Origin of the sequence: Gardnerella sp. DNF00257 (genome assembly GCF_049262745.1) — a bacterium.
Taxonomy (GTDB): domain Bacteria; phylum Actinomycetota; class Actinomycetes; order Actinomycetales; family Bifidobacteriaceae; genus Bifidobacterium; species Bifidobacterium piotii.
Map to the genome: position 1 here is coordinate 760,299 of NZ_CP058403.1, position 25,687 is coordinate 785,985.

General features: G+C 40.3%; 25 protein-coding genes and 1 pseudogene. 8 read left to right on the plus strand and 18 right to left on the minus strand.

Features of this window, described 5'->3' with window-relative positions:
• Positions 1 to 32 precede the first annotated feature (32 nt).
• Positions 33 to 1,190 carry a DnaJ C-terminal domain-containing protein gene (locus HXT23_RS02810; protein WP_422113057.1) on the minus strand — a complete coding sequence of 386 codons (1,158 nt, stop codon included), beginning with the start codon at positions 1,188 to 1,190 and terminating at the stop codon, positions 33 to 35.
• A 71-nt stretch (positions 1,191 to 1,261) separates the two neighbouring features.
• A complete protein-coding gene (hrcA, locus tag HXT23_RS02815) occupies positions 1,262 to 2,278 on the minus strand; it encodes a heat-inducible transcriptional repressor HrcA (protein WP_422113078.1) in 1,017 nt (338 codons plus the stop codon).
• A 343-nt stretch (positions 2,279 to 2,621) separates the two neighbouring features.
• Here hrcA and tkt point away from each other — a divergent pair, with 343 nt between their 5' ends.
• From tkt to HXT23_RS02835, 4 genes and pseudogenes are all read left to right on the plus strand, one after another.
• Positions 2,622 to 4,721: a transketolase gene (gene tkt / locus HXT23_RS02820; protein ID WP_248899154.1), complete on the plus strand. Its 2,100-nt coding sequence runs from the start codon at positions 2,622 to 2,624 to the stop codon at positions 4,719 to 4,721.
• Positions 4,722 to 4,931: 210 nt separating this feature from the next.
• A complete protein-coding gene (gene tal / locus HXT23_RS02825) occupies positions 4,932 to 6,035 on the plus strand; it encodes a transaldolase (RefSeq protein ID WP_016635345.1) in 1,104 nt (367 codons plus the stop codon).
• A 400-nt stretch (positions 6,036 to 6,435) separates the two neighbouring features.
• Positions 6,436 to 6,606: pseudogene (locus HXT23_RS02830) on the plus strand (conjugal transfer protein); the annotation flags it as partial.
• A gap of 108 nt (positions 6,607 to 6,714) precedes the next feature.
• Positions 6,715 to 6,936, plus strand: a complete 222-nt coding sequence (locus HXT23_RS02835) for a hypothetical protein (RefSeq protein ID WP_004111696.1) — start codon at positions 6,715 to 6,717, stop codon at positions 6,934 to 6,936.
• 359 nt (positions 6,937 to 7,295) lie between these two features.
• Here the strand turns inward: HXT23_RS02835 and HXT23_RS02840 are convergent, their stop codons facing one another.
• The 4 genes from HXT23_RS02840 to HXT23_RS02855 all read right to left on the minus strand — a co-directional run bounded on the left by HXT23_RS02840 (position 7,296) and on the right by HXT23_RS02855 (position 9,482).
• The gene (locus HXT23_RS02840) at positions 7,296 to 7,946 is read right to left on the minus strand and encodes a hypothetical protein (RefSeq protein ID WP_116438410.1); all 651 of its coding nucleotides are present in this window, start codon (positions 7,944 to 7,946) and stop codon (positions 7,296 to 7,298) included.
• On the minus strand, positions 7,915 to 8,787 hold the full coding sequence (locus HXT23_RS02845; RefSeq protein ID WP_016801371.1) for an ABC transporter ATP-binding protein: 873 nt from the start codon (positions 8,785 to 8,787) through the stop codon (positions 7,915 to 7,917). The genes HXT23_RS02840 and HXT23_RS02845 overlap by 32 nt, the downstream gene beginning before the upstream one ends.
• A 4-nt stretch (positions 8,788 to 8,791) precedes the next feature.
• Positions 8,792 to 9,184: a hypothetical protein gene (locus tag HXT23_RS02850; protein WP_004121577.1), complete on the minus strand. Its 393-nt coding sequence runs from the start codon at positions 9,182 to 9,184 to the stop codon at positions 8,792 to 8,794.
• Positions 9,185 to 9,302: 118 nt separating this feature from the next.
• Positions 9,303 to 9,482: a hypothetical protein gene (locus tag HXT23_RS02855; protein WP_004123693.1), complete on the minus strand. Its 180-nt coding sequence runs from the start codon at positions 9,480 to 9,482 to the stop codon at positions 9,303 to 9,305.
• A gap of 1,366 nt (positions 9,483 to 10,848) precedes the next feature.
• On the opposite strand from HXT23_RS02855, the gene HXT23_RS02860 reads away from it, so the two are divergent.
• The 4 genes from HXT23_RS02860 (at position 10,849) to HXT23_RS02875 (ending at position 12,227) form a co-directional block, all read left to right on the plus strand.
• Positions 10,849 to 11,121 carry a type II toxin-antitoxin system Phd/YefM family antitoxin gene (locus HXT23_RS02860; protein ID WP_422113058.1) on the plus strand — a complete coding sequence of 91 codons (273 nt, stop codon included), beginning with the start codon at positions 10,849 to 10,851 and terminating at the stop codon, positions 11,119 to 11,121.
• Entirely contained in the window at positions 11,102 to 11,419 is a 318-nt protein-coding gene (locus HXT23_RS02865; RefSeq protein ID WP_016635624.1) for a type II toxin-antitoxin system RelE/ParE family toxin, read from the plus strand. The genes HXT23_RS02860 and HXT23_RS02865 overlap by 20 nt, the downstream gene beginning before the upstream one ends.
• A gap of 156 nt (positions 11,420 to 11,575) precedes the next feature.
• Positions 11,576 to 11,776, plus strand: coding sequence for a helix-turn-helix transcriptional regulator (locus HXT23_RS02870; RefSeq protein WP_101889313.1), 201 nt, complete (start codon positions 11,576 to 11,578; stop codon positions 11,774 to 11,776).
• A 1-nt stretch (position 11,777) separates the two neighbouring features.
• Positions 11,778 to 12,227, plus strand: coding sequence for a hypothetical protein (locus tag HXT23_RS02875; RefSeq protein ID WP_422113059.1), 450 nt, complete (start codon positions 11,778 to 11,780; stop codon positions 12,225 to 12,227).
• Positions 12,228 to 12,813: 586 nt separating this feature from the next.
• Here HXT23_RS02875 and HXT23_RS02880 read toward each other — a convergent pair.
• The 12 genes from HXT23_RS02880 to pyrF all read right to left on the minus strand — a co-directional run bounded on the left by HXT23_RS02880 (position 12,814) and on the right by pyrF (position 25,685).
• Positions 12,814 to 13,653, minus strand: coding sequence for an HAD hydrolase family protein (locus HXT23_RS02880; RefSeq protein ID WP_016801179.1), 840 nt, complete (start codon positions 13,651 to 13,653; stop codon positions 12,814 to 12,816).
• A 132-nt stretch (positions 13,654 to 13,785) separates the two neighbouring features.
• A complete protein-coding gene (gene secG / locus HXT23_RS02885) occupies positions 13,786 to 14,034 on the minus strand; it encodes a preprotein translocase subunit SecG (RefSeq protein WP_004115170.1) in 249 nt (82 codons plus the stop codon).
• Between the two features lie 120 nt (positions 14,035 to 14,154).
• A complete protein-coding gene (gene tpiA / locus HXT23_RS02890; RefSeq protein ID WP_016635445.1) occupies positions 14,155 to 14,952 on the minus strand; it encodes a triose-phosphate isomerase in 798 nt (265 codons plus the stop codon).
• A 104-nt stretch (positions 14,953 to 15,056) separates the two neighbouring features.
• Positions 15,057 to 16,262 (minus strand): phosphoglycerate kinase, encoded by a 1,206-nt coding sequence (locus tag HXT23_RS02895; protein ID WP_422112630.1) that lies wholly within the window; start codon positions 16,260 to 16,262, stop codon positions 15,057 to 15,059.
• 256 nt (positions 16,263 to 16,518) lie between these two features.
• A complete protein-coding gene (whiA, locus tag HXT23_RS02900; RefSeq protein ID WP_004130980.1) occupies positions 16,519 to 17,457 on the minus strand; it encodes a DNA-binding protein WhiA in 939 nt (312 codons plus the stop codon).
• A 184-nt stretch (positions 17,458 to 17,641) separates the two neighbouring features.
• The gene (rapZ, locus tag HXT23_RS02905; RefSeq protein WP_080649803.1) at positions 17,642 to 18,490 is read right to left on the minus strand and encodes an RNase adapter RapZ; all 849 of its coding nucleotides are present in this window, start codon (positions 18,488 to 18,490) and stop codon (positions 17,642 to 17,644) included.
• 110 nt (positions 18,491 to 18,600) lie between these two features.
• Positions 18,601 to 19,740, minus strand: a complete 1,140-nt coding sequence (locus HXT23_RS02910; RefSeq protein ID WP_422112631.1) for a shikimate dehydrogenase family protein — start codon at positions 19,738 to 19,740, stop codon at positions 18,601 to 18,603.
• Between the two features lie 60 nt (positions 19,741 to 19,800).
• The gene (locus HXT23_RS02915) at positions 19,801 to 22,317 is read right to left on the minus strand and encodes a primosomal protein N' (RefSeq protein ID WP_422112632.1); all 2,517 of its coding nucleotides are present in this window, start codon (positions 22,315 to 22,317) and stop codon (positions 19,801 to 19,803) included.
• A gap of 39 nt (positions 22,318 to 22,356) precedes the next feature.
• Positions 22,357 to 23,583: a methionine adenosyltransferase gene (gene metK / locus HXT23_RS02920; RefSeq protein WP_422112633.1), complete on the minus strand. Its 1,227-nt coding sequence runs from the start codon at positions 23,581 to 23,583 to the stop codon at positions 22,357 to 22,359.
• A 137-nt stretch (positions 23,584 to 23,720) separates the two neighbouring features.
• A complete protein-coding gene (gene rpoZ, locus HXT23_RS02925; RefSeq protein WP_004130985.1) occupies positions 23,721 to 24,005 on the minus strand; it encodes a DNA-directed RNA polymerase subunit omega in 285 nt (94 codons plus the stop codon).
• A 143-nt stretch (positions 24,006 to 24,148) separates the two neighbouring features.
• A complete protein-coding gene (gene gmk, locus HXT23_RS02930; RefSeq protein ID WP_016635440.1) occupies positions 24,149 to 24,763 on the minus strand; it encodes a guanylate kinase in 615 nt (204 codons plus the stop codon).
• A 22-nt stretch (positions 24,764 to 24,785) separates the two neighbouring features.
• Complete coding sequence (gene pyrF, locus HXT23_RS02935) at positions 24,786 to 25,685, minus strand: orotidine-5'-phosphate decarboxylase (RefSeq protein WP_016635439.1); 900 nt, start codon at positions 25,683 to 25,685, stop codon at positions 24,786 to 24,788.
• Positions 25,686 to 25,687 lie beyond the last annotated feature (2 nt).

Sequence of the window (25,687 nt, forward strand, 5' to 3'; positions counted from 1 at the left end):
TAAAATACTAAGAATCATTAAAATCCTAAATCCTAGCAAAATGCATCTTTTAGCTTGCTAAAGAATCCCTTTTTATTGCCCACTGGCTCTGCAATAGCATGTTGCTTTACTTCGCTAACTTTTTCATCGTGCAAGTTTGCAAACTTTTCAATCAAACTACGCTCTTCTTCGCTAAGCTTTGTTGGAATATTAACAAGAACGTGAACAATAAGATTTCCTCTATCTTTGCTTCCAAAAACAGTAACACCCAAATCGTAAAGAGGAATCGTGTCTTCGTTTTGCGTTCCAGCAGGAATTTCAACACTCTTTTTTCCATCAAAAGTATCAATATCTACTTTGTGACCAAGAACAGCCCAGCTCATTGGAACGTCAATCCAGCAATGTAAATCGTTTAAGTCTCTAGTAAATTGCTCGTCTTTGCGAATACGAACATCAACATACAAATCGCCTGCAGGACCGCCACATTCGCCTATTGCTCCTTGAGACGTAAGTCGTAAGCGAGAATTGTCTTTAATTCCAGCAGGAATCGTGATTCCAACTTCTCTAGAAGTGCGAACGCGACCATGACCGTGGCAATTTGGGCAAACATTTTTAATAATCGTTCCGTGACCTTCGCAAGCGCGGCAAGGCTCCGAAGACATCATTTGACCAAACATTGTACGAGTAACTCGTTGCACAAAACCAGCACCCTTGCACTCTGAGCAAGTTATAGGGTCTGATTTATCTGCAGAACCTTTTCCAGCGCAATCTTGGCAAAGACCAAAAGTAACAACATGAACCTTAGCGTTTCCGCCAAAAACAACAGTTTTAAGATCAACCTTAACTTCTGTTAGCGAATCTTCACCACGATTAACGCGCGGAATAGGAGATCCAGCATTAGCACCAAAAGACCCAGAGAAGAACTGGTTTATAAAATCTCCCATATCCATATTCATATTTGCGTACGCGCCAGCGCCAGCACCAGCTCCTGATGCCGATAGATTATTTGGATCTACGCCCATATCTACCATTTTGCGTTTTTCTGGATTAGACAAAACGTCGTACGCAGCGTTAACTTCCTTGAATTTGTCTTCAAACTCAGGCCCTGCAATATCTGGATGATACTTTCGACTTAACTTTCTATAAGCTTTGCGAATCTCATCGTCGCTAGCGTTAGAATCAACACCTAAAATCTTGTAATAGTCAGTCACTTAACTCCCCTTTTATGTTCTAAAATTATTTTTGCATAAGGCACAGCCAGCTAATATTTATGAATTTGCTTTTATGAATTTTCAGATATAAACGCATTAAGATATTTTGCTACAGCTTTAACAGCCGTCATTGTTGCAGCATAATCCATATGAGTAGGGCCGATCGAGCCAATAAACGCCGAATCGGAATCTGAATTGTAGCCGTAAGCGCTTGTTACAACAGAAGCATTTAGAAGACCAGGCGTGTGAGTTTCCGAACCTATTGCAACGCTAACGCCACTTGCGCAATCGTTTGCTTCTTCGCTTAGCGAAGTCATAAGTCGCATAATAACAGCTTGCTCTTCTAGAGCGTCAAAAAGAGACGCAAAATCGCCAATATTTTGCCTATGCGCAAGTTGAGAAGCCCCAGCCATGTACAAATCGTGGGAATGCTCGCCGTCGTGCATATCTTCTAACGCATTAGCAAGTTGACTAATAACTTGCAAAGCAGAAGCTAAATCCTGGCGATTTGCTAGAGAATAAACACGTTTTGAAGCATCAAGAAGAGATAATCCAATGCAATCATCGTTAACCATATTAGTTAGATGCAATAAATCATCTGCATTTATGTTTGACGCTTGAATAATGTGCTGCGCAACGCCTCCAGCATCTGTAATAACAACAACTAGAAGAGTTGAAGAGGATACTTGAACAATCTCAATTCTTTTTACTTTTGATTTCGACAATGCAGGAGATGCAACTAGCGCGACTTGACCAGTTATGCTTGCAAGAAGTCGCGCTGAGCGTTGTAGAGTGTCTTGTAAACTAACAGATCCACTTAAAAACGTGCGAATCCCTCGTCTTTGCGCATTAGAAAGCGGGATTAACGCAGCTAAGCCATCAACAAAATACCTGTAGCCTTTTTCTGTAGGAATTCTTCCAGCAGAAGTATGTGGCTGAATCAAGTAGCCTTCTTCTTCTAGAAGAGACATATCGTTGCGAATCGTTGCAGAACTAACGCCTAATTTGTGATTTTTAGCTAAAGATGCAGACCCAACAGGCTCATGCGAACGAATATAATCTTCAACAACCGCACGCAATATCATCATGCGTCGTGATTGCATTGATTCTCCTTTATTAAAACGTCAAACTCGATTAAATAGCGCTAATAATTTTTATAAATAGCACTAATCGTTTATTAATTCACTGCTAACTATTATATATGCCAAAATAATATGTGATAACAATATGTGATTAAGTATTATTAAGTATTTTTAATAAATCACTTTTACAGAATAACAACTAACTATAAATATAAACTTTTGTTAACTTTTGACACACTTTGTTAAAAATTCGTCTGATATAAAAGATAGGATTAAAGGGCAATGTGAGGGTAATGGCCAGCGTAAGCTGTGCGCAAAAACCCGAATTATTGGAAGGAAAGTAGATCACATGACCGATTTCAACTGGTCTGCATTAGACGAGCGCGCCGTAAAGATGGCGAAGGTTCTCTCGGCTGATGCTGTTGAGCGAGCAGGACACGGACATCCTGGCTCCCCTGTTTCATTGGCACCAATTGCGTACACCTTGTACCAGCACTTCATTAAGCACGATCCTGCTGACCCAAAGTGGGCTGGCCGCGATCGTTTTATTCTTTCTGGCGGTCACGCTTCGCTTACGCAATACGTGCAATTGTTCTTCTCTGGTTACGGCTTAACTCTTGACGATCTTAAGTATTTCCGTGGCGGTGCAGACACGCGTACTCCTGGTCACCCAGAATATGGCTTAACTCCAGGCATTGAAATGACTACTGGCCCACTTGGCCAGGGTCTTGCTTCTGCTGTTGGTTTTGCTTATGGTCAGCGCTTTGAGCGCGGTCTTCTTGACCCAGAAGCTCCAGCTGGCACTTCCCCATTCGATCACAAAGTGTGGGTTATTTGCGGTGAAGGCGACGTTGAGGAAGGCGTTTCTTCTGAAGCTGCTTCCTTGGCTGGAAACCAAAAGCTTGGCAATTTGACTGTAATCTTCGATGCAAACCACATTCAGATTGAAGGCGATACTAAGCTCACCTTCTCTGAAGATATTCTTGCTCGTTACCGTGCATACGGTTGGTACACCGACGAAGTTAGCTTCATTCAGCCAGACGGTTCCTATAAGGAAGACGTTCAGGCTTTGGCTGCAGCTATCGAAAAGGCTCAGGAAGTTACCGATAAGCCTCACTTCATTAAGGTTAATACTTTGATTGCTTGGCCAACCCCAGGTAAGACCGACAACGAAGCTTCTCACGGCTCTAAGCTTGGTGAAGAAGCTGTTAAGGGCTTGAAGGAACTTTGCGGTTTCGACCCAGAAGTTTCGTTCCCAATCGACGAAGAAGCTTTGGCTCATGCTCGCAAGGTTGCCGAGCGCGGTTTGGCTGCTCACAAGGCTTGGGATGAAGCTCTTGCAAAGTGGGCTTCTGCCAACCCAGATAAGGCTGCTCTTTACGATCGTCTTAAGGCTGGCAAGCTTCCAGAAGGCTTCGACAAGGCTATTGACGACTTGGTTGCTGGCTTCGAAGTCGGTTCCAAGGTTGCTACCCGTAAGGCTTCTGGCGCAGTTCTTAACGCAATTGCTGCTGTTATGCCAGAACTTTGGGGCGGTTCCGCTGATTTGGGTGGATCCAACAACACCAACATTAAGGGTGCTGACTCCTTCGGCCCATCCGAGGATGCAACTCGCACTTGGCCAAACGTTTCCGAGTACGGTCGTCAGCTTCACTTCGGTGTGCGTGAGTTTGCAATGGGTGCTATTACCAACGGTATTTTGCTTGGTTCTAACACTCGCCCATTCAACGGCACCTTCTTCCAGTTCTCTGACTACGAGCGCCCAGCAGTTCGCTTGGCAGCTTTGATGGAGATTCCAAACCTCTACGTTTGGACTCACGATTCCGTAGCCTTGGGCGAAGATGGTCCAACTCACCAGCCAATCGAACACTTGGCTGCTTTCCGCGCTATTCCTCAGCTTGAGGTTGTGCGCCCTGCAGATGAGTACGAGACTGCTGAAGCTTACCGCTACTTCTTCGAGAAGAAGAACAGCTACCCAACCGCTATGATTTTGACTCGCCAAGGCGTTCCAACTCTCGCAGAAACTGCTGATAAGGCTCGCGAAGGCGTAAAGCACGGCGCTTACGTTTTGGTTGATTGCGAAGGCACTCCAGACGTAATCATCATGGCTACTGGCTCCGAAGTTCAGTGGGCTGTTGCTGGTGCCAAGACTTTGGCTGCAGAAGGCATTAAGGCTCGCGTTCTTTCTATGCCATCTCTCGAATGGTTCGAAGAGCAAGACGAAGAGTACAAGGAAGCAATCCTTCCAAAGTCTGTTAAAGCTCGCGTTTCCATCGAAGCTGGCTTGGCATTGCCTTGGTACAAGTATCTTGGCGATTGCGGCAAGGCTGTTTCTATCGAACAGTACGGCTTGCAGGGTGACGGCGGTCAGAACATGATCGACTTGGGTATTACTGCTGAGCATGTAGTAGAAGCTGCTAAGGCTTCTATCGAAGAAGCACGCGCTTAAGATAGCAAGTAATCAAAATAAAACTTGATGTGTCAAAATAAAATTGATTCATCACAAAAACTCGAAGTGCTAATTTAGCAACTTCACTGGAAACAGCAAAGGCGTGTTGATGTTAAGCTACAAATTGTTTAACATCAACCGCTGTTTCCTGTAAAACGCCAACACTACCAACGTGTTCCAATTGGTGGAGCACAGTGTTAAGGAGATAACATGACTGAAGCAACGCAGCGCACTAGCGATTCCGGCGTTTCTATTTGGTTGGACGATTTGTCCCGTACCCGCATTGAGTCTGGCTCTTTGCAAGATTTGATTGCTAACAAGAATGTTGTTGGTGTTACTACCAACCCATCTATCTTCCAGAAGGCTTTGAGCCAGGTTGGCCCATACGACGCACAGCTTAAGGAACTCGGCAAGGTTGACGTTGAGACCGCTATTCGCGAGTTGACCACCACCGATGTTCGTAACGCAACTGATATCTTCCGTGAGATTGCAGAAAAGACCGACTTTGTTGACGGCCGCGTCTCCATCGAAGTTGACCCACGCTTGGCTCACGATACTGCTAACACCGAAAAGCAGGCTGAAGAGCTTTGGGCAAAGGTTGATCGTCCAAACGTTATGATCAAGATTCCTGCAACTTTGGAAGGTCTTCCAGCTATCACCGCTACCCTTGCTAAGGGTATCTCCGTGAACGTAACCTTGATCTTCTCCCTCGAGCGCTACGAGCAGGTTATCGACGCCTTCATCGAAGGTATTGCTCAAGCTGCTGCTAACGGCCACGACTTGAAGCACATTGGTTCCGTAGCTTCCTTCTTCGTCTCCCGCGTTGATAGCGCTGTTGACAAGCTCCTCGAAGCTAACGGTTCTGCTGAAGCTAAGGCTCTTGAAGGCAAGGCTGCTGTTGCTAACGCTCGCTTGGCTTACGAACTCTTCGAGAAGAAGTTCGCTGCCGACCCACGTTGGGCTGATCTTGAAGCCAAGGGCGCAAAGAAGCAGCGTCCACTTTGGGCTTCCACTGGCACCAAGAACGCAGCTTACTCCGATTGCAAGTACGTTGACGAGTTGGTTGCTGAGCATGTTGTTAACACCATGCCAGAAAAGACTTTGAACGCTCTTGCTGATCACGGCAACGGTGCTGCTTCCATTAAGGGCACTTACGAAGAGAGCCACGCTGTTATGAACAAGCTTGCTGAGCTTGGCATTAACATTAAGGACGTTACCGACAAGCTTGAGGCCGACGGTGTTGCCGCCTTCATCAAGTCTTGGGATTCCGTGATTGCAGACGTACAGTCTGGCATCGATCGCGTAAACGCCTGATTTGATTAATCAGTAATAGCTAAACATAAACCGCACATGCAAGTGGATTAGTTCACACATGTGCGGTTTTGTTTTGCGTTTTTATCAATCGCAATAAAAAAGCTACCCAGTGTTATTTTTTCTAAGCTAAGTAATTGAGAAAGACAGACAGTGTAGTTCTGTCTCTTTTCACGTAGAATTTTTTAATCGGCAGAAATATATATGATGGATAGGTATGTGTTCCTGCCTATTTTTATGCAATTTTTCAAAACAATAAAGAACATTATTAGATTAATAAGGAGGAAAATATGAAAACATTAGTAAAAAAGACAATGGGTCTATTGATGGCAACATTAGTAGCATTTGGTGTAATGGCTGGAACTACACAGGCATTTGCGAACGAAGGGCAACCTGTATATAACAGCTAAGAGGAGTAAGACCTTTTTTGTCTGATAAATTCGATATTACGAAGTATAAGAATTATAAGTTATTGGAAGATTATGATAAGAAGAACTTGTTTGATGTGGAAGAGTATTTGAAGAATAGGGAGAAGGTAAAAATAAACAAAAACAGTGTGATTATAAGAATATAGTTGAATATTATTACAAATTATTTTCGGGTATAATTTATTTATAAACCACTAACAAGGCTATGGAGCTTGGTTATATTGATCCTGTGATGTAAATAAAAAGGAGGATTTATGAAAAATACGAAAAAATGTCCAAAGTGTGGGGGAAGTGAAATTATATTTGTGCCTGGATCTGCTGGTGCTTATGGGACTGGAAATAATGTTATGACTGGCCATACAATTATGTCGGCAGTACCTGTTGATAGGTATATTTGCACTGCCTGTGGTTTTAGCGAGGAGTGGATTGACCTTGATAATATGGATAAATTAAAAAAGAAATATGATGAGATTTAAATGAGAGTTACTTTTATATGGGGCTGGGATAGATGATTAATAAACCAAATGTGCCAATTTGCTTTGTAAATCTTTATTTCAGCTGCCTTTCTCACAATTTTGTCTGTGGCATCTCAATAATAAATTTTAGCATGCGTTTCATCTTGATATTCTTTTAGAACTTTATTGAATTCCTGACATGCTCCAAAGCCTGAACTACCAAAATAGAGCACTTATCCAGTTTTAAGATTTGAGATATTATTCTCCTGTAATACTGAAAATGAGGGTCTTAAGCCGCTCAAATGAATATATGCAATAAAACCAACGAATAACATTATGACAATAGCTGGAAGTATACGAGATACTACACTTTTCATAACTCAGTACTCCTTTTTCGTAAATTGTAATAACGACAATAGGAAAAACATAACAATATACATTAGAGCAATAATGCAAGTTACAGACGTAAGAGCAGTGAACGAGTCTGGTGATAAATAATAAAATATCTGAAAAGAATACACGGATGTTTGAGACAATATTATGTTTATCAAATTCGGCAATATCCATAATAATATAAAGGAAAGAATCATCGTAACACCAACTTTTTCAAAATATATCAACAGATTCATATTTATAGCAATATACAAAAGGAAAATTATCGGATATACGAGCAGTTGATGCATAACTATCCCTAGAGACGAGTAATTTAGTGACAAAAATACCAAATTTACGACTAGATAAATGCTTACGTATTCACCATATATAAAACACAATAATTTAATCCTATTAGGAATATACTCTAGATAATAATGAATAATTTTCTTCTCTTGCCATTCACCAATTGATAATATCTGATATAGGCTTAAAAATAGTATAGTTATCGTTGAAAAGAACTTATATTGTGATAAAAATGCACCTCTTTTAGCTTGAAATACTATAAACACGCAACATGCCAAATACAAAACAAAAGACAATAAGAAAAGCTTCTGATGACTAAACTTAATAATTTCTGATTTTATATAGTACTTCATTATCATCTTCCTCCAACATAAAAGCTTTAATATCATGCGTAATATCACTGTATTCCACGATTTGTACCCCATGCTCAATCAGCAATTTAAGAACCTTGGCAATATCCTCTCTAGGCAATTTAATTCTAAAAGTTGATTCTTTGTTATCTTTGCTACGACAAAAAACCTCATATCTGTTAGAAAGCAATTCACTAATATCCACATCATTTACAACAATCACATTATAAATTCTTAGATTATCGTTAAAATTAACAATTTTTTGAATTTTCCCTTTTTTTAAATACCATACAATATCAGCAATTTCACCTAACTCATCTAATATATGACTTGAAATTACAAGGCTTTTACCTTGTGAGCGCAATGACAAGATAGTGTCTTTTAACTGCTTTATAGTAAGAACATCTAATCCATTGAAAGGTTCATCAAGAAGAATAATTTCACTATTTGAGAGCAATATTCTAGCAATATTTAATTTTTGCTTCATACCTAGCGACAATTGTTTAAACTTTTTATTTTTTGCTTCGTCGAGACTCACCTGATGCAATAATTTATCACAATTAAAGTCTTTTCTCCCCATCAAAGCAGCAAACACTCTAAGATTATCCTGTACAGAAAATTCGTCATAAAAAGATGGATTCTCAATAGCAAATGAAAGTGAACCGTCCAATTCAATATTGCCTTGATAATCAACTATCAAATTTGCAATGCACTTCATTAACGTGGTTTTTCCTGAACCATTATTGCCTACTAACGCAATAATTTGCCCAGCACTGCTTTCCAAAGAAATGTCATCTAAAACGACTTTTCCCCCATATGATTTTTTCAAATGAGATATCTTCATAAGATTACCTCTTAACAAATGAAACTAAAAATTTCCGATCTCCTTTTACAGAAATCTTACTATCTTCACCAATAAAAATTTTAGGACTCTCTTCGTAGATAACAGCATTTTTAACATTTCCTGGCTGTTTCTGAGCACGCACAAAAAGAGCATCATCAAGCTTGTACAGCTTTCCAGCAAAGCGTATCTCTCCTTTGCCTCTCTTTGCATAAATAGCATACACTCCTGGTTTTAACGATAAGTTATCGTTATTTTTATAATCTCCTGAAACTAGTGTTGGCAAATCATCACGAATCATACCAAAACGAACATTATTTGTCTTATACCCTACATACAGCAGACTGATAAGACCGAGGATTACTATGGTAGCTGCAAATATCCATTTTTTGCTTTTCATTTCTTAATCACATCCAAATCTATTATTTCATCAGCAATTTTATCGAACATTGCATCATGAGTAACAATAAAAATCATCGCAGTCTTTTTTAACTCCAAGACTTTGTCTATAAAAATCTTCATTGTTTCAAAACCTCTTCAATATTAAACAAAGATAAACCTTGCTCAATATCTAAACTAGAAACAACCGATTTAAAACTTCTTTCATTAAATCTATGATAATTTTCTAGCAATGATTTGATAACTGCAATACCGCAATCTGAAGTCAAATTTTGCATATTGTAAGGATAAGCCACCATCTATTGAGCTCCTCAAAGTTTCAAGGCGTGGAGGCTATCATAGCCTCCACGCTACAGATTTAATCACAAACGTTAAAAAGCATCATACAATCAAATCAATTTTCTCAAATACTAAATTACGCAAATAGATTACAATTAGAACACTATAATGAGACTAACCTAATATACTGTTGTAATGAAATCTGGTAATATAATCACATGCAGAACTAGAGAATCATCCCCAGCAGATGAAACCCCAGACAACACACATCCATCCAGCTCTAATCGAACGAGATTCTTCTAGCGTTAGCTCCTTCATAATAATCATCTCTTCTCTTTCAGGTAAAAAACCTCTTATAGAGCTAAATCCGCAACATCATAAACGAATGTTGCATTCTCAACTCTCACCATAATTGTAAAGCATTTATGATGTCTTGTTAATACACTGTAACGAAAATGTTATAACACATATATACCAGATATTTCCACCAACTTTCATCCTGGAATTCATGTAATTATCGCGAATTATGTATGATTTTGAAGATAAAATTCACATGAAAATATGCAGACTATCCTCTATTACGATTGCTCATTTTTCTCAATTATCGGGTTATATGCCAAAAAATAAGGTACGACCACACCTTATATGTGAAATCTTACCTTATTTTTGTTTTATGACTTCAATTTCCCACTTCACCAGCTGGGTGCAAAGTGGCGAATCGACTTGCATGCGCTTTGACAGAGCTTGAAATTGCATAACGCATTTCAAGCTCCTTCAAAGCGTGATTTGGCTCAAATGTAAAGTCCAGTGGACTTTACATGCCAAATCAGCCGAACGGCTACTAATAGCCGTGCGCGACGACCTGCCTTTTCGCTTAGAGCGTAGCGCGAAAAGGTAATTCGGAGCGCTGAGCCACTCAAGGCAGAAGCACTGCTTCTGCGTGGCGAAGACGTGAGCGCAGCTAACCTGCGCGCGAATCGACGATTTCGAGCTGCATAATGCGCGCGAATGCACTTCGATTCGCTGAGCTTGCTCAAAGTTGAAAGCACAGTGTGCTTTCAACGCAAGCGAAGTACGTTAACATCCTGTGCACTCGACCCCAGAGCGTATACATGTTCCCTCATACAGCAAAATCGCACTCAAAAATCTCGAGAACACAGCTTAAAGCTGCTTCGCATTAAACCTTTTAACGATAGCCCTCGCTAAGCCTTGCTACACAAAGCCTTCAATGCACCCACCTATTAAGCCCGTGACATCAATACGACAGTCTCGACGTGGATTGAGAGAACGGGTAGTATAGCTACACTTTTTTGAGTGCCAAGCCACTAATATAATTGTAATCTTGATAATATTATGATACTTTTTTGATAAAAGGAGGTTGATACTATGATTAATATTCGTCCAGTTTCCGATTTAAGAAATAAATTCCCAGAAGTAGAAGAAACAGTTATAAATTCAAATACACCAGTATTACTTACAAAAAATGGTTATGGGACTATGGTTCTCATGAGCATCAAACAATACTCTGCCCTCACTGACAACATTGAAAGAAAACTCGACGAAGCAGATACTTTTGCCGCAAACACTTCTACGCGTCTTTCTAAAGACGATGTCTTTGATAGCGTAAGGAGAAGGATTAATGAGCAAGAACACGTATAAATTAACCTTTCTCCCACTATTCAAAGAAGATTTATTAGAAACAGTTGACTATATAACCAATACACTGCAAAATCCAAAAGCTGCTCACAGACTTGTTGACGATATAGAATCAGCAATCGATAAACGACTTGAATCACCCCTCTTATTTGCTCCTTACCAATCATCAACAACACGAGAACACCCCTACTACAGGATTAGCGTACGCAACTTTTCTGTTTTTTACGTTGTCATCGACGACACTATGGAAGTGCGCCGACTTCTATACTCAAAACGAAATATTGACGCACTACTGGAATAACTATTCTCAATAACTATCATTATTATGCTAACGATTATTAAAAAATCTATCGTCTTTTTAGTTTAAGAAATTATAAAAAAGCAAAGTACGCTTGACAAAAAAAGCAAAGCGAGCTATACATTATATGTAAAGTGAGCTTGCTGTTGAAGGAGGAAAATGAAAAATGCAATTTCTCAATTAAGAAAACAACATAAAATAACTCAAGAAGAATTGGCAAATGAAGTTGGAGTAACAAGACAGACCATAACTTCCATTGAAACTGGGAAGTATATAGCGTCACTGCCGTTGGCTTTTAAAATTGCTAAGTTTTTTGATATGAGTATTGAAGAAATATTTAGTATAGAAGAGGATGATTAATATGAACAAATTAGAAAAATATAAAAAAGAAATAGGATTTAGAATTAGTATTTTAGTCTTATTATGTATGGTTGCCTTACTCGCAGTTATTATTGGAAATTTTTACTTAAAATATAAATTTCCATTAAAAGAAGATGTGACATATTATGTAGCAGTATTTTTTATTGGACTTGAACTTGTATCTGTATTCTACATGTCAATGCTCGGTAGAGCATATAGAAATAGATACATATTGGAGAAGATGTATACTAAAGAAACAGATGAAAGAATGATATTAATAAAGATGAAGTCAGGATCAAATATAATACCTATATTTTCAATGGTTATTGTAATAGTTTCTTTAATTGTAGCATATGTAAGTTATGAAGCCTTTTTAGCCTTAATAATAGTTGCATTTGTACAATTAATATTTTCTAAATTATTAAAAGTATATTGGTCAAAAAAGATTTAAAAATATCATAGTAAAGGTATTAGACGATAGACAGTTAAAACTCTATCGTCTTTTTTTATACTCAAAATTAGGAGGTAAAAATGGTAAGGATAAGAAGCCACACTTAAAACAATTTAATATATAAGACATTTAGCGATTGAAATATAAGTTCAGTCGCTTTTTTAATTGAAATTTATAGATTAAGGAGAAGAAATTAATGGATAGAGAAATGATAATTTAGCTGCCTAATCTTCGATTGTCGCTTGCCCGTTCATGAGCATAGGTAAAAGCCAATCACGGAGAGCTATCAAAGCTCTATTTTCGCGTTGATTAGACGATATAGTCGTATAAGCAGGCATAGCAATTCTATTAAACACCTTAAGTTCAATCTCATTTGGAATATAAATGGGTCGATTATTAACTAGTGGTTTATCACAAGAAAGTACAGCATCACCACTAATGAAAAATGGGTATTATACATTGAGATCTTTAGCTGTTCCGACTTGAATGGTAGATTTCTTCTCTTCACTGATAATGTCACCAAGCTTTCCGTTTGACTCTCTAGGAAAGAATTCGTCACACAACTTCGCCAGTAACGAAAGGTGGGTTATTCACAATCTAGTAAAAGATTTGAATTAAGCCAGGTAGCAACGCCATTATTGTTGTTGGAGTCGCAAACCTCATCTGCAATCGCAAGCAACCGAGGATTACTATTCGATACCGCTACACCGTATCCCCCTGCGCGGAACATGTCTATATCTATAATATCGTCGCCAAATACAACAGTGCGACTAGGCTTTACACCCAAACGATCGCAAATAACGTTCAAAGCATGCCCCTTGTTTGCAAGAGGATTCGTAAGCATCCACAAAACATCTTCGCTAATGTGTAGCGAAAAATCGCTTGGAAGAATGCTCTGAAGTTTTTCCTTCTCACTCTCTCGAGGAACAATAATAATCTTGTCTGCAATACCACTTGGAACATTAGAAAAATCGGTAATAATAAAATCCTGCTCGCTCCAAAGCATACGAACATCAAAATTAGTGTAACGAACATCGTTCATAACAATGCCAATGCGAAGCGTAGGAATCTCATTAAGCAAGCGCAAACACACACTACAAGCATGTTGAGAATCAAATCCAAAACGCGTAAGAGTATCAAGGCTTCTTTGCGAAGTAAGCTCACCTATCGTGCTGTGAGCACAGTCAAAATCAATAAGAGCACCATTAAGGTACGCGCAAACTTGAGCATTCAAATCGTGAATAAAATCAAAAGCACTACCAACTGGGCGAGCCGTAATAATCGCAAGCGGAATTCCACATTCACTCAAACGCTTAGAAGCGCTAACAGTTTCTTGGCTTAAATATCTGCTTTCAAAAGCATTAGCATCATGAAGCATAGTGCCATCAAGATCTGCTACCACAAGAGAAGGAGAAAAATGAAGCATAACAATAACCTATAATGTATTTTAATTAGTCTAACATCTTCTAACATATTAAAAAGCATAGCAAAATGTACACCTGCTCTGCTTATAAAATAAAAAGCGCGCAATCTTTCGACTACGCGCTTAAAAGAATACTTAGATAAGTGAGAACTTAGTCATAAGATTCAAGGCAACAATAACAGCCACCCAAATCAAAGCTATAATAACAGTCCAACGATTCAAGTTCTTTTCTGCAACACCAGAGCTACCAGCGTTCTTCGTTAAACCGCCGCCGAACATATCGGAAAGGCCGCCGCCCTTGCCCTTGTGCATCAAAATCAACAATGTTAACAAAATGCTGGTGAGCACAAGCAACACTTGCAAAACAATTTTCACAGCGGACACAAGTAACCTCCTGTTTTTGGTACTCTGTAAAGCATAGTAAAAGCCATTGACCTACGCGCTAAATATATGTTGAATCAGAACTAAATAAGTGCTAAATCATTCACTAAATAAGCACTAAAATCATTCGCGATTTTTATAAGACGCGAGTTTAACAATAGAAGCAAGCTCTTCAACTTCTAAAGACGCTCCTCCAATAAGGAATCCATCCACATCTGGCTCACTAATTAAGCTTGACGCATTAGAAGACGTTACAGATCCGCCATAAAGAATACGCACAGAATTTGCAACATTGTTGTCGAAAGTGCGTCGCAAATCGTCTCTAATCGCAAAAGCTGCCTCTTGAGCAGATTGGGCTGTAGCAACCATGCCAGTTCCAATAGCCCAAACTGGTTCGTACGCAATAATCAAACGCTCTGCTTGCTTAGAATCTAAGTCGCGAGTAACGTCGTGGACTTGACCAACCGCAAAATCAAGCTCTATACCTTGCTTGCGCTCCTCAAAGCTTTCGCCAACGCATAAAATTGGTTGCATTCCAGCTGCAAGAACAGCACGCACTTGGTCAACAATATTCGCATCGTCTTCTGGATGATACTTTCTACGCTCGGAATGACCTACAATCACCATTGAGCAGCCAAGACTTGCAAGCATATCTGCAGAAACGTCTCCAGTAAACGCGCCTTGAGTTGTAACGGAAACAGCTTGCGCTCCGTAAAGAATAGGAATATTGCTGGATTCAACTAAAACTTGTACGCTTCTTAAGGATGTAAACGACGGCATAAGCGCAATATCGCATTTTTTGCAATCAAAGTGAGAATCGCAAAGCATCCACCAGAATTTTTGAATAAAATGAGTGGCTTCGAGGTGATTGAAATTCATCTTCCAATTACCTGCAACTAGCGGTTTTCTTTTACAAACCATAATCACCCTTAAGAATTGTTATAAAGATAAAATTAACATTATGCCGACCTCGATTTACAAAATGAATTCATAAAATCGAAGCCGGCACAATATCTTAAAGTTATTTACTCAAGCACGCTCAAGCCTGGAAGAGTCTTACCTTCCAAGAACTCGAGAGAAGCGCCGCCACCAGTGGAGATGTGCGAGAAGCCATCTTCCGCAAATCCAAGGTTACGAACTGCAGAAGCGGAATCACCACCGCCAACAATAGTGAAAGTACCGTTCTTAGTGGCGTCAACCAAGCCTTGTGCTACAGCACGAGTGCCAGCTGCAAACTCTGGAACTTCAAACACACCCATAGGGCCATTCCACACAACAGTCTTGGAATCAACAATCTTATCGTGGAACAGCTTTTGAGAATCAGGGCCAATATCTAAGCCCATCTTATCTGCAGGAATAGCATCCGCTGGAACAACTTCTGGAGCAACTGGAGTGTCGCCTGCTGGGAAGCCAGCGTTCACAACAATATCGGTTGGAAGAACAAGCTCTACGCCATTCTTCTTAGCGGTTTCAATATATCCCTTAACTTTCTCGAGCTGATCATCCTCGAGCAAAGAAGTACCGACTTCGTGACCCAAAGCCTTAAGGAAAGTAAACACCATTCCGCCGCCAATAACAAGGCGATCAGCCTTCGAAAGCAAGTTTTCAATAACGCCAAGCTTGTCGGAAACCTTAGATCCACCAAGAACTACTGTCAAAGGACGCTCTGGATTTTCGGTTGCACGAGAAAGTGCCTTAACTTCCTTCTCAACAAGCAAGCCAGCAGCAGCTGGAAGATCGGCAGCAACATCGTAATTTGAACCCTGGGCGCGGTGAACAACACCGAAGCCGTCGGAAACAAAAACCTCTCCAAGAGCAGCAATCTTCTTAGCGTATTCAGCGCGCTCAGAAGCATCCTTGCTGGTTTCTTCGGCGTTAAAGCGCACGTTTTCAAGCAAAACAACGTCGCCATTGTTCATTGCAGCAACCTTAGCTTGAGCATCTTCGCCGTAAGTATCTGCAGCCAAAGCAACATTTACACCAAGAAGTTCACCTAAGCGAGCTGCCACTGGAGCCAAAGAAAGCTCTGGAACAACTTGACCCTTTGGACGGCCAAGATGAGCCATTAAAATAACCTTGGCACCCTGCTCGCGCAAAGCTTTAATCGTTGGCAAAGCAGCCTTAATACGACCGTCGTCTGTGATAGTCGTGCCCTTAAGAGGAACATTAAAATCGGCACGAACGAGTACGCGCTTGCCGCTCAAATCTCCCAAATCTTTAAGTGTCTTCATTGGTATCCTTTCCAAACCATGATTCAACCAATCATGATGGCGAATTTAACAAGAAAAAAGACGAAAGCAAAGCTAAAACGTCTATAAATTCCACAAACGATTATACCGCATATGCGCAACAAGCACGCACAAAATCAACAGAAAGATTTACATAAAAATCAACACCAAAATCGCGCGATAAAAAAAATGCCGCATACTTTGTGTATACGGCATTTAATCAAAGTTAGTAGCTACAAAAGTTAATTCTAGAATCAACTCACATTCTAGATTTTTCGACTTTAGCGCAAAGTTGCAAAAGTCTACGAATTCGACCAGCAACAGCATCTTTTGTGATTGGAGGATCTGCCAAATGACCAAGCTCTTCCAAGCTTGCATCACTGTGCTTAAGTCGCAACTTGCCTGCCATCAAAAGATTTTCTGGAATATCGTCCCCAAGAACGTCGAAAGCGTGACGAACCTTTTCGCAAGCTTCTGCAGCAGCCTTAGCACTCCTGCGCATATTTGCATCGTCGAAGTTTGCTAAACGATTAGCTTTTCCTCTTGCTTCGCCATCAGAACGCTTGCCAGTCCATTCTCTAGAAGACCTTGGAGCACCAATCAAATTAAGCATACGCTCAATTGCGTCTGAATCACGCAAAGTAACGCGCTCGGAGCTTTTAACTTTACGAGCCTTTGCGCTTACACCCAAACGTGCAGCCATAGCTTGTAGAGCTGTTGCAGCTTCGTGAGTTGGGCAAACAATCTCTAGATAGCTAGCTTTTCCAGGATCCGATATAGCACCGTGAGCTATAAACGCTCCCCTCCATGCGGCTTTAATTTGTGCAATGCTTCCGCTAACAATTTCTGGAGCTAAGCCTGCAACAATGTGCATACGTCGATCCAGAAGACCAGATTGCAATGCTAAAGCTGCGGCTCCTCTATCAACAAGAACCTCGTAACGAGTAACAACACCCGTAGGCGTTTGACGAGAAGCTTGAGAAATCTTAGCCTCCCGCTGGAAATAAGTCTCAAGAACGTCTACGAGCCATTGTGCTGCATTTTGCGAATCAAACTGTGCTCTAATTACAGCTTGATTATTGACTGGCCTTAAACCTCCAGCAAAACGCATCATCGCTGCAGCTTGAGCCATAATAACCGCTGGTTGGTCACTATTATTTGCGACGAGTTCGTTCTTTACGTCGTCAAGAAGAGCCAAGGGAAACCTCCTATTTTGTTCTTCTTAAAGTATGCGTTGGGATTCTTGCAAGATGCCATTGCACGATGCTAAAAACATCTACATGCTCGGCTTTCTGTAGTACCCAATGACTTGGACATTTTACCTTTTAATATTGCTTTTTATATTACATAACACCGTAGGAGAAAATACATTATTAGTTAAATCATGCTCTAGATCTCATCTCTCTAGCAGACACTGTAACTTGTAATCCTCTAGATTTTAATCGTTTTGCAAGCTCTATGCTAATAGCTACAGACCTATGCTGGCCTCCTGTGCATCCAATTGCAATAGTTACATAGTGCTTATCTTCTTTTGCAAAACCATCGATTGCTGTAAGAAGAGCTTTCTCGTAGGAATCTAAGAATTCCATTGCGGCTGGGTTTTTAAGAACATAATCGCTAACAGCTTTATCTTTGCCTGTTAAATCTCTAAGTTCTGGAACCCAAAATGGATTTGGCAAAAATCGCATATCTGCCACAAAATCGGCATCCATAGGCATTCCATACTTAAATCCAAAACTAAAAATATGCACAGATACAGTAGAAGACCCTTTTCCAAGCAAGCCTTCGTAAAGCTTAGTTGAAAGTTGATGAATACTAAGAGTAGAAGTATCGATAATAATATCCGCGCAATCCTTAAGATGACTTAAAAGCTCGCGCTCTTCTAAAATGCCATCAATAAGTCTCCCGCCGCGTTGCAAAGGATGCGGCCTGCGCACAGACTCATATCGCTTAATAAGCACAGAATCGGAAGCGTCTAAAAATAGTATTCGAGTTTTTACGCCCAAATCATCTATGTGACCCAAAACAGCAAAAAGATCGTCAAAATATCCGCGCGATCTTACATCAATCACTGCTGCAAGCTTATGCACTTTAGAGCCAGAAGACGTCATCATATCTACAAGCGGAATCAGCAGCTTTGGAGGAAGATTATCAATAACATACCAGCCCATGTCTTCCAAAGCATTTGCAGCATGCGATCTTCCAGCGCCACTCATACCCGTAATAAGCATTACTTCAAAATCGCTTGAAACATGCGCATCTTGGCTACTTAAAGAAGCATTATTTGATTGCAACTTAAAAACGGAATTATGAGATTGCATTTCTAGATTATTCTCATCGCTCATAATGCCTCCTGCAATGCTTTTTCCATGCGACTTCTTATGTAATCGTAATCTGTAGCCTTGTCAGATTGGTGTTTGTTTGTGCAAGAATCATCACTCGAATCATCACTCGCATATCTATACTCAAAAGTCATAAGTTTTACTTGATCTAATGCCTGATACAAAAGCATTTCTTCTCCACCAATACCAATGCCGTATTTTCTCCAAACTTTAAGCATCTGGCTTGGTCGAGGACTGTAAACAACGTCTAGCAAAGCTCCTAAATGTTTTATTGACTTTTCCTTGCAATATTCACACAAAGCGAGCGCTAATCCGTCTGCTACATGAGCTGGAACAGTGCTTATAACAATATCTGCGTTTGCAATTGCTTCAATTGCATCCAACGAAGAAATAGATTCTAGAATGTGAGATTTATCACATTTTTCTATACTTTGTAAATCGTCAATTTGTAAATCGCGCGGTTGTAAAGGCTCAATCGTGGGAAACTCTATACCGCAAACAGGCTTGTAATCGCGCTTGTTTTTAATCTCAAAATTCTCTGGCTCTATTCTTCTGCTATTTGGAAAATCCGAGTTATGTTTATCTACTAAATCGTTAAATCTACTAACGCCTTTAACAGTTTTACCATCGCTTTGCAATCTTGCAACAACACTAACTTTGCTCAATTTTGAGCCTTGCGCAATTTCTATTAAAGCTGCCATTGCAGAAGACGCTGTGTTTCCGCTGCCAATAATAACCGCACTTTTAGCATTTGATATTTTAGATTTTAGAGCGCGCATTAACGCCATTACAATCCCATTTACATCTGTGTTACAAAGCTCAATCGTCTCAGGATTTTCTATGCATGGCTTTTTACTAAACACAGCAGTATTTGCAACTCCAAGCGTTTTTGCCCAATAGTCGCAAGCTACACCTAGGCTCATAATCGTTTTTTTAAGTGGCATTGTAAGGCTTAAGCCTTTCCAAGAATCATCAAGATGCGCAATAAAATCTTTTAAGTCTTCTTCACTAACTTTTTCTTTACTATAATGCCAATTTCTCAAGCCCAATGCCTTATATGCAGCGTTGTGTAAAACTGGAGATAGAGAGTGCGATATAGGATTGCCCAAAACCGCACAATTGTAGCATTTTTCAACCATTTTAACCTCTTTATTTATAAGTCTTTGCTTGTGAGCCTATGCTTGTGAGCCTATGCGATTTTACAAATCCTTAGGATCTACACTAAATTTTAATTCGCCACTTTTTCGCATTGCAAAATGCTTTGCGCATTCTTTTTTCAAACGATTAACTAATTCATATCTATATTCTAATGGCACTCTTACAACTGCTTTAACTCTATCGTTTAATTCTTCAAATCGTTGAGAATTTTGCTCGCGCAATGTTGAAGGAGGCTTCATTGGAACAATTCCAAGTAAAGGTGGAAGATATTCGGACTCACTCGAATCGCCAGAATCTTCGCTCGAATCGCCAGAAACCACAGAGCTATTATTTTTAGTTTCGACTTTTAACATTGGAAGATTGCTAGAACTATCTAAATTGCCATTTTTGCTTGCGACTTTTGCAATGTCTTCACTAATATCTTCACTAATATCTTCACTAATATCTTCACACGCATAATCACCCATTGCGCCAATCGCATTAAGCGTATCTACAACAGCTTGCCTAAAACCCCATATTCTTGCAACGCAAACAGAAGGAGGCAAAAGCGCATCTTCTCTTTCTTTAAGCTCTTGTTTAGAAAGAATCGAAGAATCCCACTCCTCTAACGATTTAGCGAGAACATCATAAGTTTCTCCCAAAATAAGCACGCTTCCGTCTCTGCTTTTTGGAGCACACATAGAAGCCGCCTTCATCCATGCGTTCAAAGTGTCGATTCGAGCATCTAATCCCGTGCTGTAAAGACTCGTCCACGCGTCTAAAATCGCAACAAGACCATATTCCCCGCAAGAATCTTTAGAATTGCTTAAAACACGCGGCTGCGATCCAAGCGCGCTAATAACAATCATCGGCTTTTGCTCAACCCACTCAACAACACCGCTTTTTTGTTTTGCAGAAGAAACAATAATTGGAACATCCTTAAAAAACTTAAACACTTCTTTAGCTGTAAAATTAACGCCTATATGAACAGCTTCAATCGCTCCAGAATTACTAGAACAATTCGAGCATTTCCAACCTATTGCAATACTTCCACACCACGCGCATTTAGGAGCAGAACCGTCTAAGGGCAAGTCAAGCGGACCAGTGCAACGTTTGCAACGAGCAATACAATGGCACTTTTTACACGCAGCTTTTTGAATAGCGCTATCTTGGCAAGTGGCAAGCAAAACAGGCATTTTAGCGTCTAAAGTTTGTCTAATCGAAGTTAGCGCAGTATACGGTATTCTAGAACCTACACTCGGGTCGTTTATTTTAGTCAAATTATTTGAATTTAAAAGACGAACCCAAGGACTTGCATTTTGAACAACAGACTTAAAAGGCGTAACCTCTACTAAATGGCCACTAACCGAAGGAGCTAATTTTTTGTTTTCAACTTCGCTTTGACTAATAACGCTTCTTGCAAAAGACATTGAAACAAATACGCCATTATGATTTTTTGCGCGCAATCGCATAACGCCTCTAGCTTGTGCGTAAGGCATCATGCCGTCTGCATACTGATATGCGCTATCTTCTACAATCACAAAAAGCGCTTGCGACTCAACTGGCGCATACATTGCAGACCTTGTTCCTAAAACGCACGGAACAATGCCCTTTTCTATGGCTCTCCACGCTCTATACCTATCTGCTGGAGAATCATAAGCGCAAAGACGAGCAACATCTCCACTTAAAGCGCCATTAGAATTTTGTGACTTTTTATAAGGCTTAAGACCGTAAACCATAAGCGAGCGCATAACATCGCTCACTTCTCGAATCGTAGGCAAAACAACAGCAACTTGACGACCAGCGCTTATAGCATTTGCAATAATCCACGCTAAATCTTGCGCCCATCTAAACGCGCCTGGCAAAGTATCTACAAGAAAAGCTTTGTAAGTATTCGTTGTACTTAACGTAAAGTCATCTTTAGAATGCAAATAATAAGGTTTTTGAACGTTTTCTAGCGCTTGTTTTAACAAATCCGCGTTTTTGTAAGACGCAAACATGCGAGCATCGGTTGTTTCTATAAGATTTTCCGATTCGCTATATTGATTCTGTTGCCAGTCATCTTTCGATTTTAGGCTTTTGCGAAAATCGCTAGTCCATTTTTGCCTTTTAGACATGTGAATATCGTCTAAAAAATTCTCTTTATCTACGCCAGCGATTCTTTTGGGCAAAGCGAGCCGAATAATATTCGCTCTAGTTCCACCATAAGCGTTAGCAATTGACGAAATATCTTGCATAAAAGATTTAGATGCAACTTTTTCGCTTGAAACAATTTTTTCAATAAACTTTAGGGAAGATTTTGGTGTTTCGCTTGAATCGCTTCTGCTCCATATGATTCCGTTAACTCGTCTTGCGCCGAATTTTACGCGAACCATAACCCCTGGCTTTGCGTCTTCATCTTGCGATTGGCTAACAATGTAGTCGAAAGTTTTTCCAAGATGAGGTGCTTGAACGTCTAAAACAACATGCGCAATCGCACAGTTACTCGCTTGGATTGGTGTTGAACCACCCTTTTTGCGCCTGTGCGATTTTTTCGCTAAACCTTCTAAAGAAGGCTGCAACGAAGACTGTTCAAGCATTAATAATCCTTATAAAATTAATCCTTATAAAACTTCAAATCATTTTTTTAATGATTTTACCTCATTTTTAATCTGTTCAACACGATTCAACTTTTCCCAAGGAAACTCAACATCACTTCTGCCAAAATGACCATATGCAGAAGTCTTAGAGTAAATTGGTCTAAGCAAATCAAGTTCGTCAATAATCGCAGCTGGTCGCAAATCAAAGACTTTGCGAACTATTGCAGAAATATCCGAACGCGTAATTCCGTTGGCTTCTGTTCCAAAAGTTTCTACATTTACGCTAACAGGATCTGCAATACCAATCGCGTACGCGACTTGCACTTCTACTTTATGAGCCAAACCTGCAGCAACAAGATTCTTAGCAACCCAACGTGCAGCGTATGCTGCAGAACGATCTACCTTACTAGGGTCTTTTCCAGAAAAAGCTCCGCCACCATGATGAGCGGCTCCACCATAAGTGTCTACAATAATCTTTCTGCCAGTCAATCCAGAGTCTGCAGCAGGCCCGCCTAAAACAAACGACCCTGTAGGATTTACAAGCATTCTATAATCGCTATAATCAACGCGATTTTCTAAGACTTTACTAAGAACAGGTTCTACAACGTTTTTAACAAGCTGTTCTCTAAGCCAATCAACGCTTACATTAGGGCTATGTTGAGTGGAAATCAAAACAGTATCTAAGCGAATAGGCTCTAACTTTTCGTTATACTCGATTGTTACTTGCGTTTTTCCATCTGGTCTAAGATTTGGCACAATTCCAGATTTTCTAACGTAAGATAAGCGTTGAGCCAGACGATGAGCAAGATAGATTGGAAGAGGCATATAAGTGTCTGTTTCGTCGCTAGCGTAGCCAAACATAACGCCCTGGTCGCCTGCTCCTTGACTCTTATAACGCTCTTCTTTAGACGCAATACTTTCGGATTCTAAATCTAATCTAGAAACACCTTGATTTATCTCCGCGCTTTGCTCAGTTAGCGAAACCATTACGCCACAAGAATCAGCGTCTAAGCCAACAGAAGAACTGTTGTATCCAACTTCGCGCACTACTTTTCTTACGATTCCAGGAATATCTGTGTAAACTTCTCCCCTAACTTCGCCAAAAACAACAAATTGTCCTACGCAAGCGCAAACTTCAACAGCAACATGCGCATTGGGATCTTGACGAAGCATGTCGTCTAAAATTGCATCCGCAATCTGATCACAAAGCTTATCTGGATGACCTTCCGTAACAGATTCTGCAGAAATAAGTTTAGACTCTTTCATAATTCCCCTTTATAACTTTGTAACTTTATAAATAAAGCTAACTCTCTAAATTGCGCATTAAAACAATCGCAGCCGCATACCCACACGCAATTGTAAGCGCAAGGATAATACGGCTGCAATTAAACGAAAAAGAAAACTTAGTTTCCTTCGTTCACATCGTCTTCACCAAGATTCTCTACTAGCAAACCCTTATTAATCTCGCGGAATGCAATAGAAAGAGGCTTTTCTTGGTTCTTATACTCAACAAGAGGACCAACGTTTTGCAACAATCCCTCGTTAAGCTGTGTGAAATAAGAATTAATCTGCCGTGCTCGTTTTGCGGCAAACAAGGCAAGCGCATACTTGGAATCCGCATGTTGCATTAAATCATCAATAGGCGGATTTGCAAGTCCCGTAGGTGTTGGCTTAGTGCCCAATGCCATAATGTTCTCCATATTCTATGGTGCCACAATAGTTTCCAAATAATCAATTGTAAGCTATTGCAAGGATATTCAAAACACTAATCAAAATTAAACTAAAGTGATTGGAACTAATCTAAACTAATCTAAACTAAAACTAATCAAGATTAATCTAAATCGTATTCTTTAGCGATTATATTCCAAAGCTCGTCCGCAGCGCGATTAGCATCGTCATTAACAATCACAAAATCAAACTCACTAGACGCGGCAATTTCCACTTTTGCTGTTTGCAAACGCTTAGCTTGCTGCTCAGGAGTTTCTGTGCCTCTACCAATAAGCCTACGCTTAAGCTCTTCAAAACTAGGAGGAGCAATAAACACGTACACAACTTCCAAACCAAGTCTAGAAGCCTCTTGCTTTACTCTTCTAGCTCCTTGAAGATCGATCTCTAGAAGCGTTGGAACGTTTTGAGCAAGATGATCCAAAACTGGTTTAAGAAGAGTACCGTAGTGAGCCATTCCGTGAACAAGAGCCGTCTCTAAAAATTCGCCGTTCTTTTGCCTTCTAGCAAACTCTTCTTCGTCAATAAACCAATAATGAATGCCATTAAACTCGTCGTAGCGAGGCTTTCTGGTAGTCGCAGAAACAGAAAGCCAAATATTAGGGTGTTTTTCGCGCAATACCCCCTCAACAGTGCCCTTACCAGCAGCAGTAGGACCAGTAAGAACAATCAATCGCCTTTTAATGGATTGCGTACTTTGTGTATTGTCTAAACTAACCATATTTGACTCTCTTAAATCATTTTTATGAATCCATTAAAGCTTGACGAATATCCCAAGCTATTCGTTCAGTTGCATTAGATAATGCACCAATATCTGGACCGTGCGAAGCAATAGACCTAGAAACAGTTACTAAAACGTTTCCGTGAGTTCCAGCAAAAACCGTTTTCAAATCGTTAGCTTCCGCACCCTGCCAGCCGTAGCCTGGAGAAAGAATAGGGCCAGTAAAACTCGTTAAATCGATTCCACCGCCATTCATCCAATCTCCAATAGTGGCTCCAACAATTAAGCCAACAGAACCCATGCCCTTTGTATTGTTGTTAAAAGTTTGAGCAGTTTGAGCAATACCATGAGCAACAGTTGTACCACGGTATGAACCAGTTTGACGAATTGCTGTTTGCAAACTAGCGCCTTCGCGATTAGACGTTAGCGAAGCAATAAACACACCCTTGCCATTATTAAGAGCCTCATTAATCAACCCACCCATTGACCTAGCTCCGTAATATGGAAGAAGCGTAATTGCATCTGTAAGAAGAGGCGCATCTGGCTTAAAATAAGCGTCTGCAAGAGCGGAGATTGTTGTAGACAATCCACCATGACCGCAATCAACAATAGTGATTACATCCATTTGCCTTGCAGCGTACAGCACTCGTTCGAGCGCCGCGAAACCCTTAGACCCGTAGCGCTCGAACATGCTTGACTGGAATTTTACGGCAGCAGCTCTGCCGTTCATGGCTTGAAGCATACGCATGGAGAACAATTCTGCTCCTTGAGCATCCATATTGTATCCCCAATTAAGCAGCATTTTGCGGTGCGGATCTATACCAACGCATAATGGCCCATATTTTGCCATAGCGTTTTTTAGACGCAATCCAAAATCGGATCTTTGCGCCTGCAATTCCTGCTCTCGTATGCTTTCGGTCATGT

What these genes read in the sequence shown, in the direction of transcription:
- hrcA (WP_422113078.1), bottom strand. Translation starts at nt 2,278, where the DNA reads ATGATGATATTGCGTGCGGTTGTTGAAGATTATATTCGTTCGCATGAG.
- tkt (WP_248899154.1), top strand. Translation starts at nt 2,622, where the DNA reads ATGACCGATTTCAACTGGTCTGCATTAGACGAGCGCGCCGTAAAGATG.
- tal (WP_016635345.1), top strand. Translation starts at nt 4,932, where the DNA reads ATGACTGAAGCAACGCAGCGCACTAGCGATTCCGGCGTTTCTATTTGG.
- HXT23_RS02835 (WP_004111696.1), top strand. Translation starts at nt 6,715, where the DNA reads ATGAAAAATACGAAAAAATGTCCAAAGTGTGGGGGAAGTGAAATTATA.
- HXT23_RS02840 (WP_116438410.1), bottom strand. Translation starts at nt 7,946, where the DNA reads ATGAAGTACTATATAAAATCAGAAATTATTAAGTTTAGTCATCAGAAG.
- HXT23_RS02845 (WP_016801371.1), bottom strand. Translation starts at nt 8,787, where the DNA reads ATGAAGATATCTCATTTGAAAAAATCATATGGGGGAAAAGTCGTTTTA.
- HXT23_RS02850 (WP_004121577.1), bottom strand. Translation starts at nt 9,184, where the DNA reads ATGAAAAGCAAAAAATGGATATTTGCAGCTACCATAGTAATCCTCGGT.
- HXT23_RS02855 (WP_004123693.1), bottom strand. Translation starts at nt 9,482, where the DNA reads ATGGTGGCTTATCCTTACAATATGCAAAATTTGACTTCAGATTGCGGT.
- HXT23_RS02860 (WP_422113058.1), top strand. Translation starts at nt 10,849, where the DNA reads ATGATTAATATTCGTCCAGTTTCCGATTTAAGAAATAAATTCCCAGAA.
- HXT23_RS02865 (WP_016635624.1), top strand. Translation starts at nt 11,102, where the DNA reads ATGAGCAAGAACACGTATAAATTAACCTTTCTCCCACTATTCAAAGAA.
- HXT23_RS02870 (WP_101889313.1), top strand. Translation starts at nt 11,576, where the DNA reads ATGAAAAATGCAATTTCTCAATTAAGAAAACAACATAAAATAACTCAA.
- HXT23_RS02875 (WP_422113059.1), top strand. Translation starts at nt 11,778, where the DNA reads ATGAACAAATTAGAAAAATATAAAAAAGAAATAGGATTTAGAATTAGT.
- HXT23_RS02880 (WP_016801179.1), bottom strand. Translation starts at nt 13,653, where the DNA reads ATGCTTCATTTTTCTCCTTCTCTTGTGGTAGCAGATCTTGATGGCACT.
- tpiA (WP_016635445.1), bottom strand. Translation starts at nt 14,952, where the DNA reads ATGGTTTGTAAAAGAAAACCGCTAGTTGCAGGTAATTGGAAGATGAAT.
- HXT23_RS02895 (WP_422112630.1), bottom strand. Translation starts at nt 16,262, where the DNA reads ATGAAGACACTTAAAGATTTGGGAGATTTGAGCGGCAAGCGCGTACTC.
- rapZ (WP_080649803.1), bottom strand. Translation starts at nt 18,490, where the DNA reads ATGCTTATTACGGGTATGAGTGGCGCTGGAAGATCGCATGCTGCAAAT.
- HXT23_RS02910 (WP_422112631.1), bottom strand. Translation starts at nt 19,740, where the DNA reads ATGGTTGAAAAATGCTACAATTGTGCGGTTTTGGGCAATCCTATATCG.
- HXT23_RS02915 (WP_422112632.1), bottom strand. Translation starts at nt 22,317, where the DNA reads ATGCTTGAACAGTCTTCGTTGCAGCCTTCTTTAGAAGGTTTAGCGAAA.
- metK (WP_422112633.1), bottom strand. Translation starts at nt 23,583, where the DNA reads ATGAAAGAGTCTAAACTTATTTCTGCAGAATCTGTTACGGAAGGTCAT.
- rpoZ (WP_004130985.1), bottom strand. Translation starts at nt 24,005, where the DNA reads ATGGCATTGGGCACTAAGCCAACACCTACGGGACTTGCAAATCCGCCT.
- gmk (WP_016635440.1), bottom strand. Translation starts at nt 24,763, where the DNA reads ATGGTTAGTTTAGACAATACACAAAGTACGCAATCCATTAAAAGGCGA.
- pyrF (WP_016635439.1), bottom strand. Translation starts at nt 25,685, where the DNA reads ATGACCGAAAGCATACGAGAGCAGGAATTGCAGGCGCAAAGATCCGAT.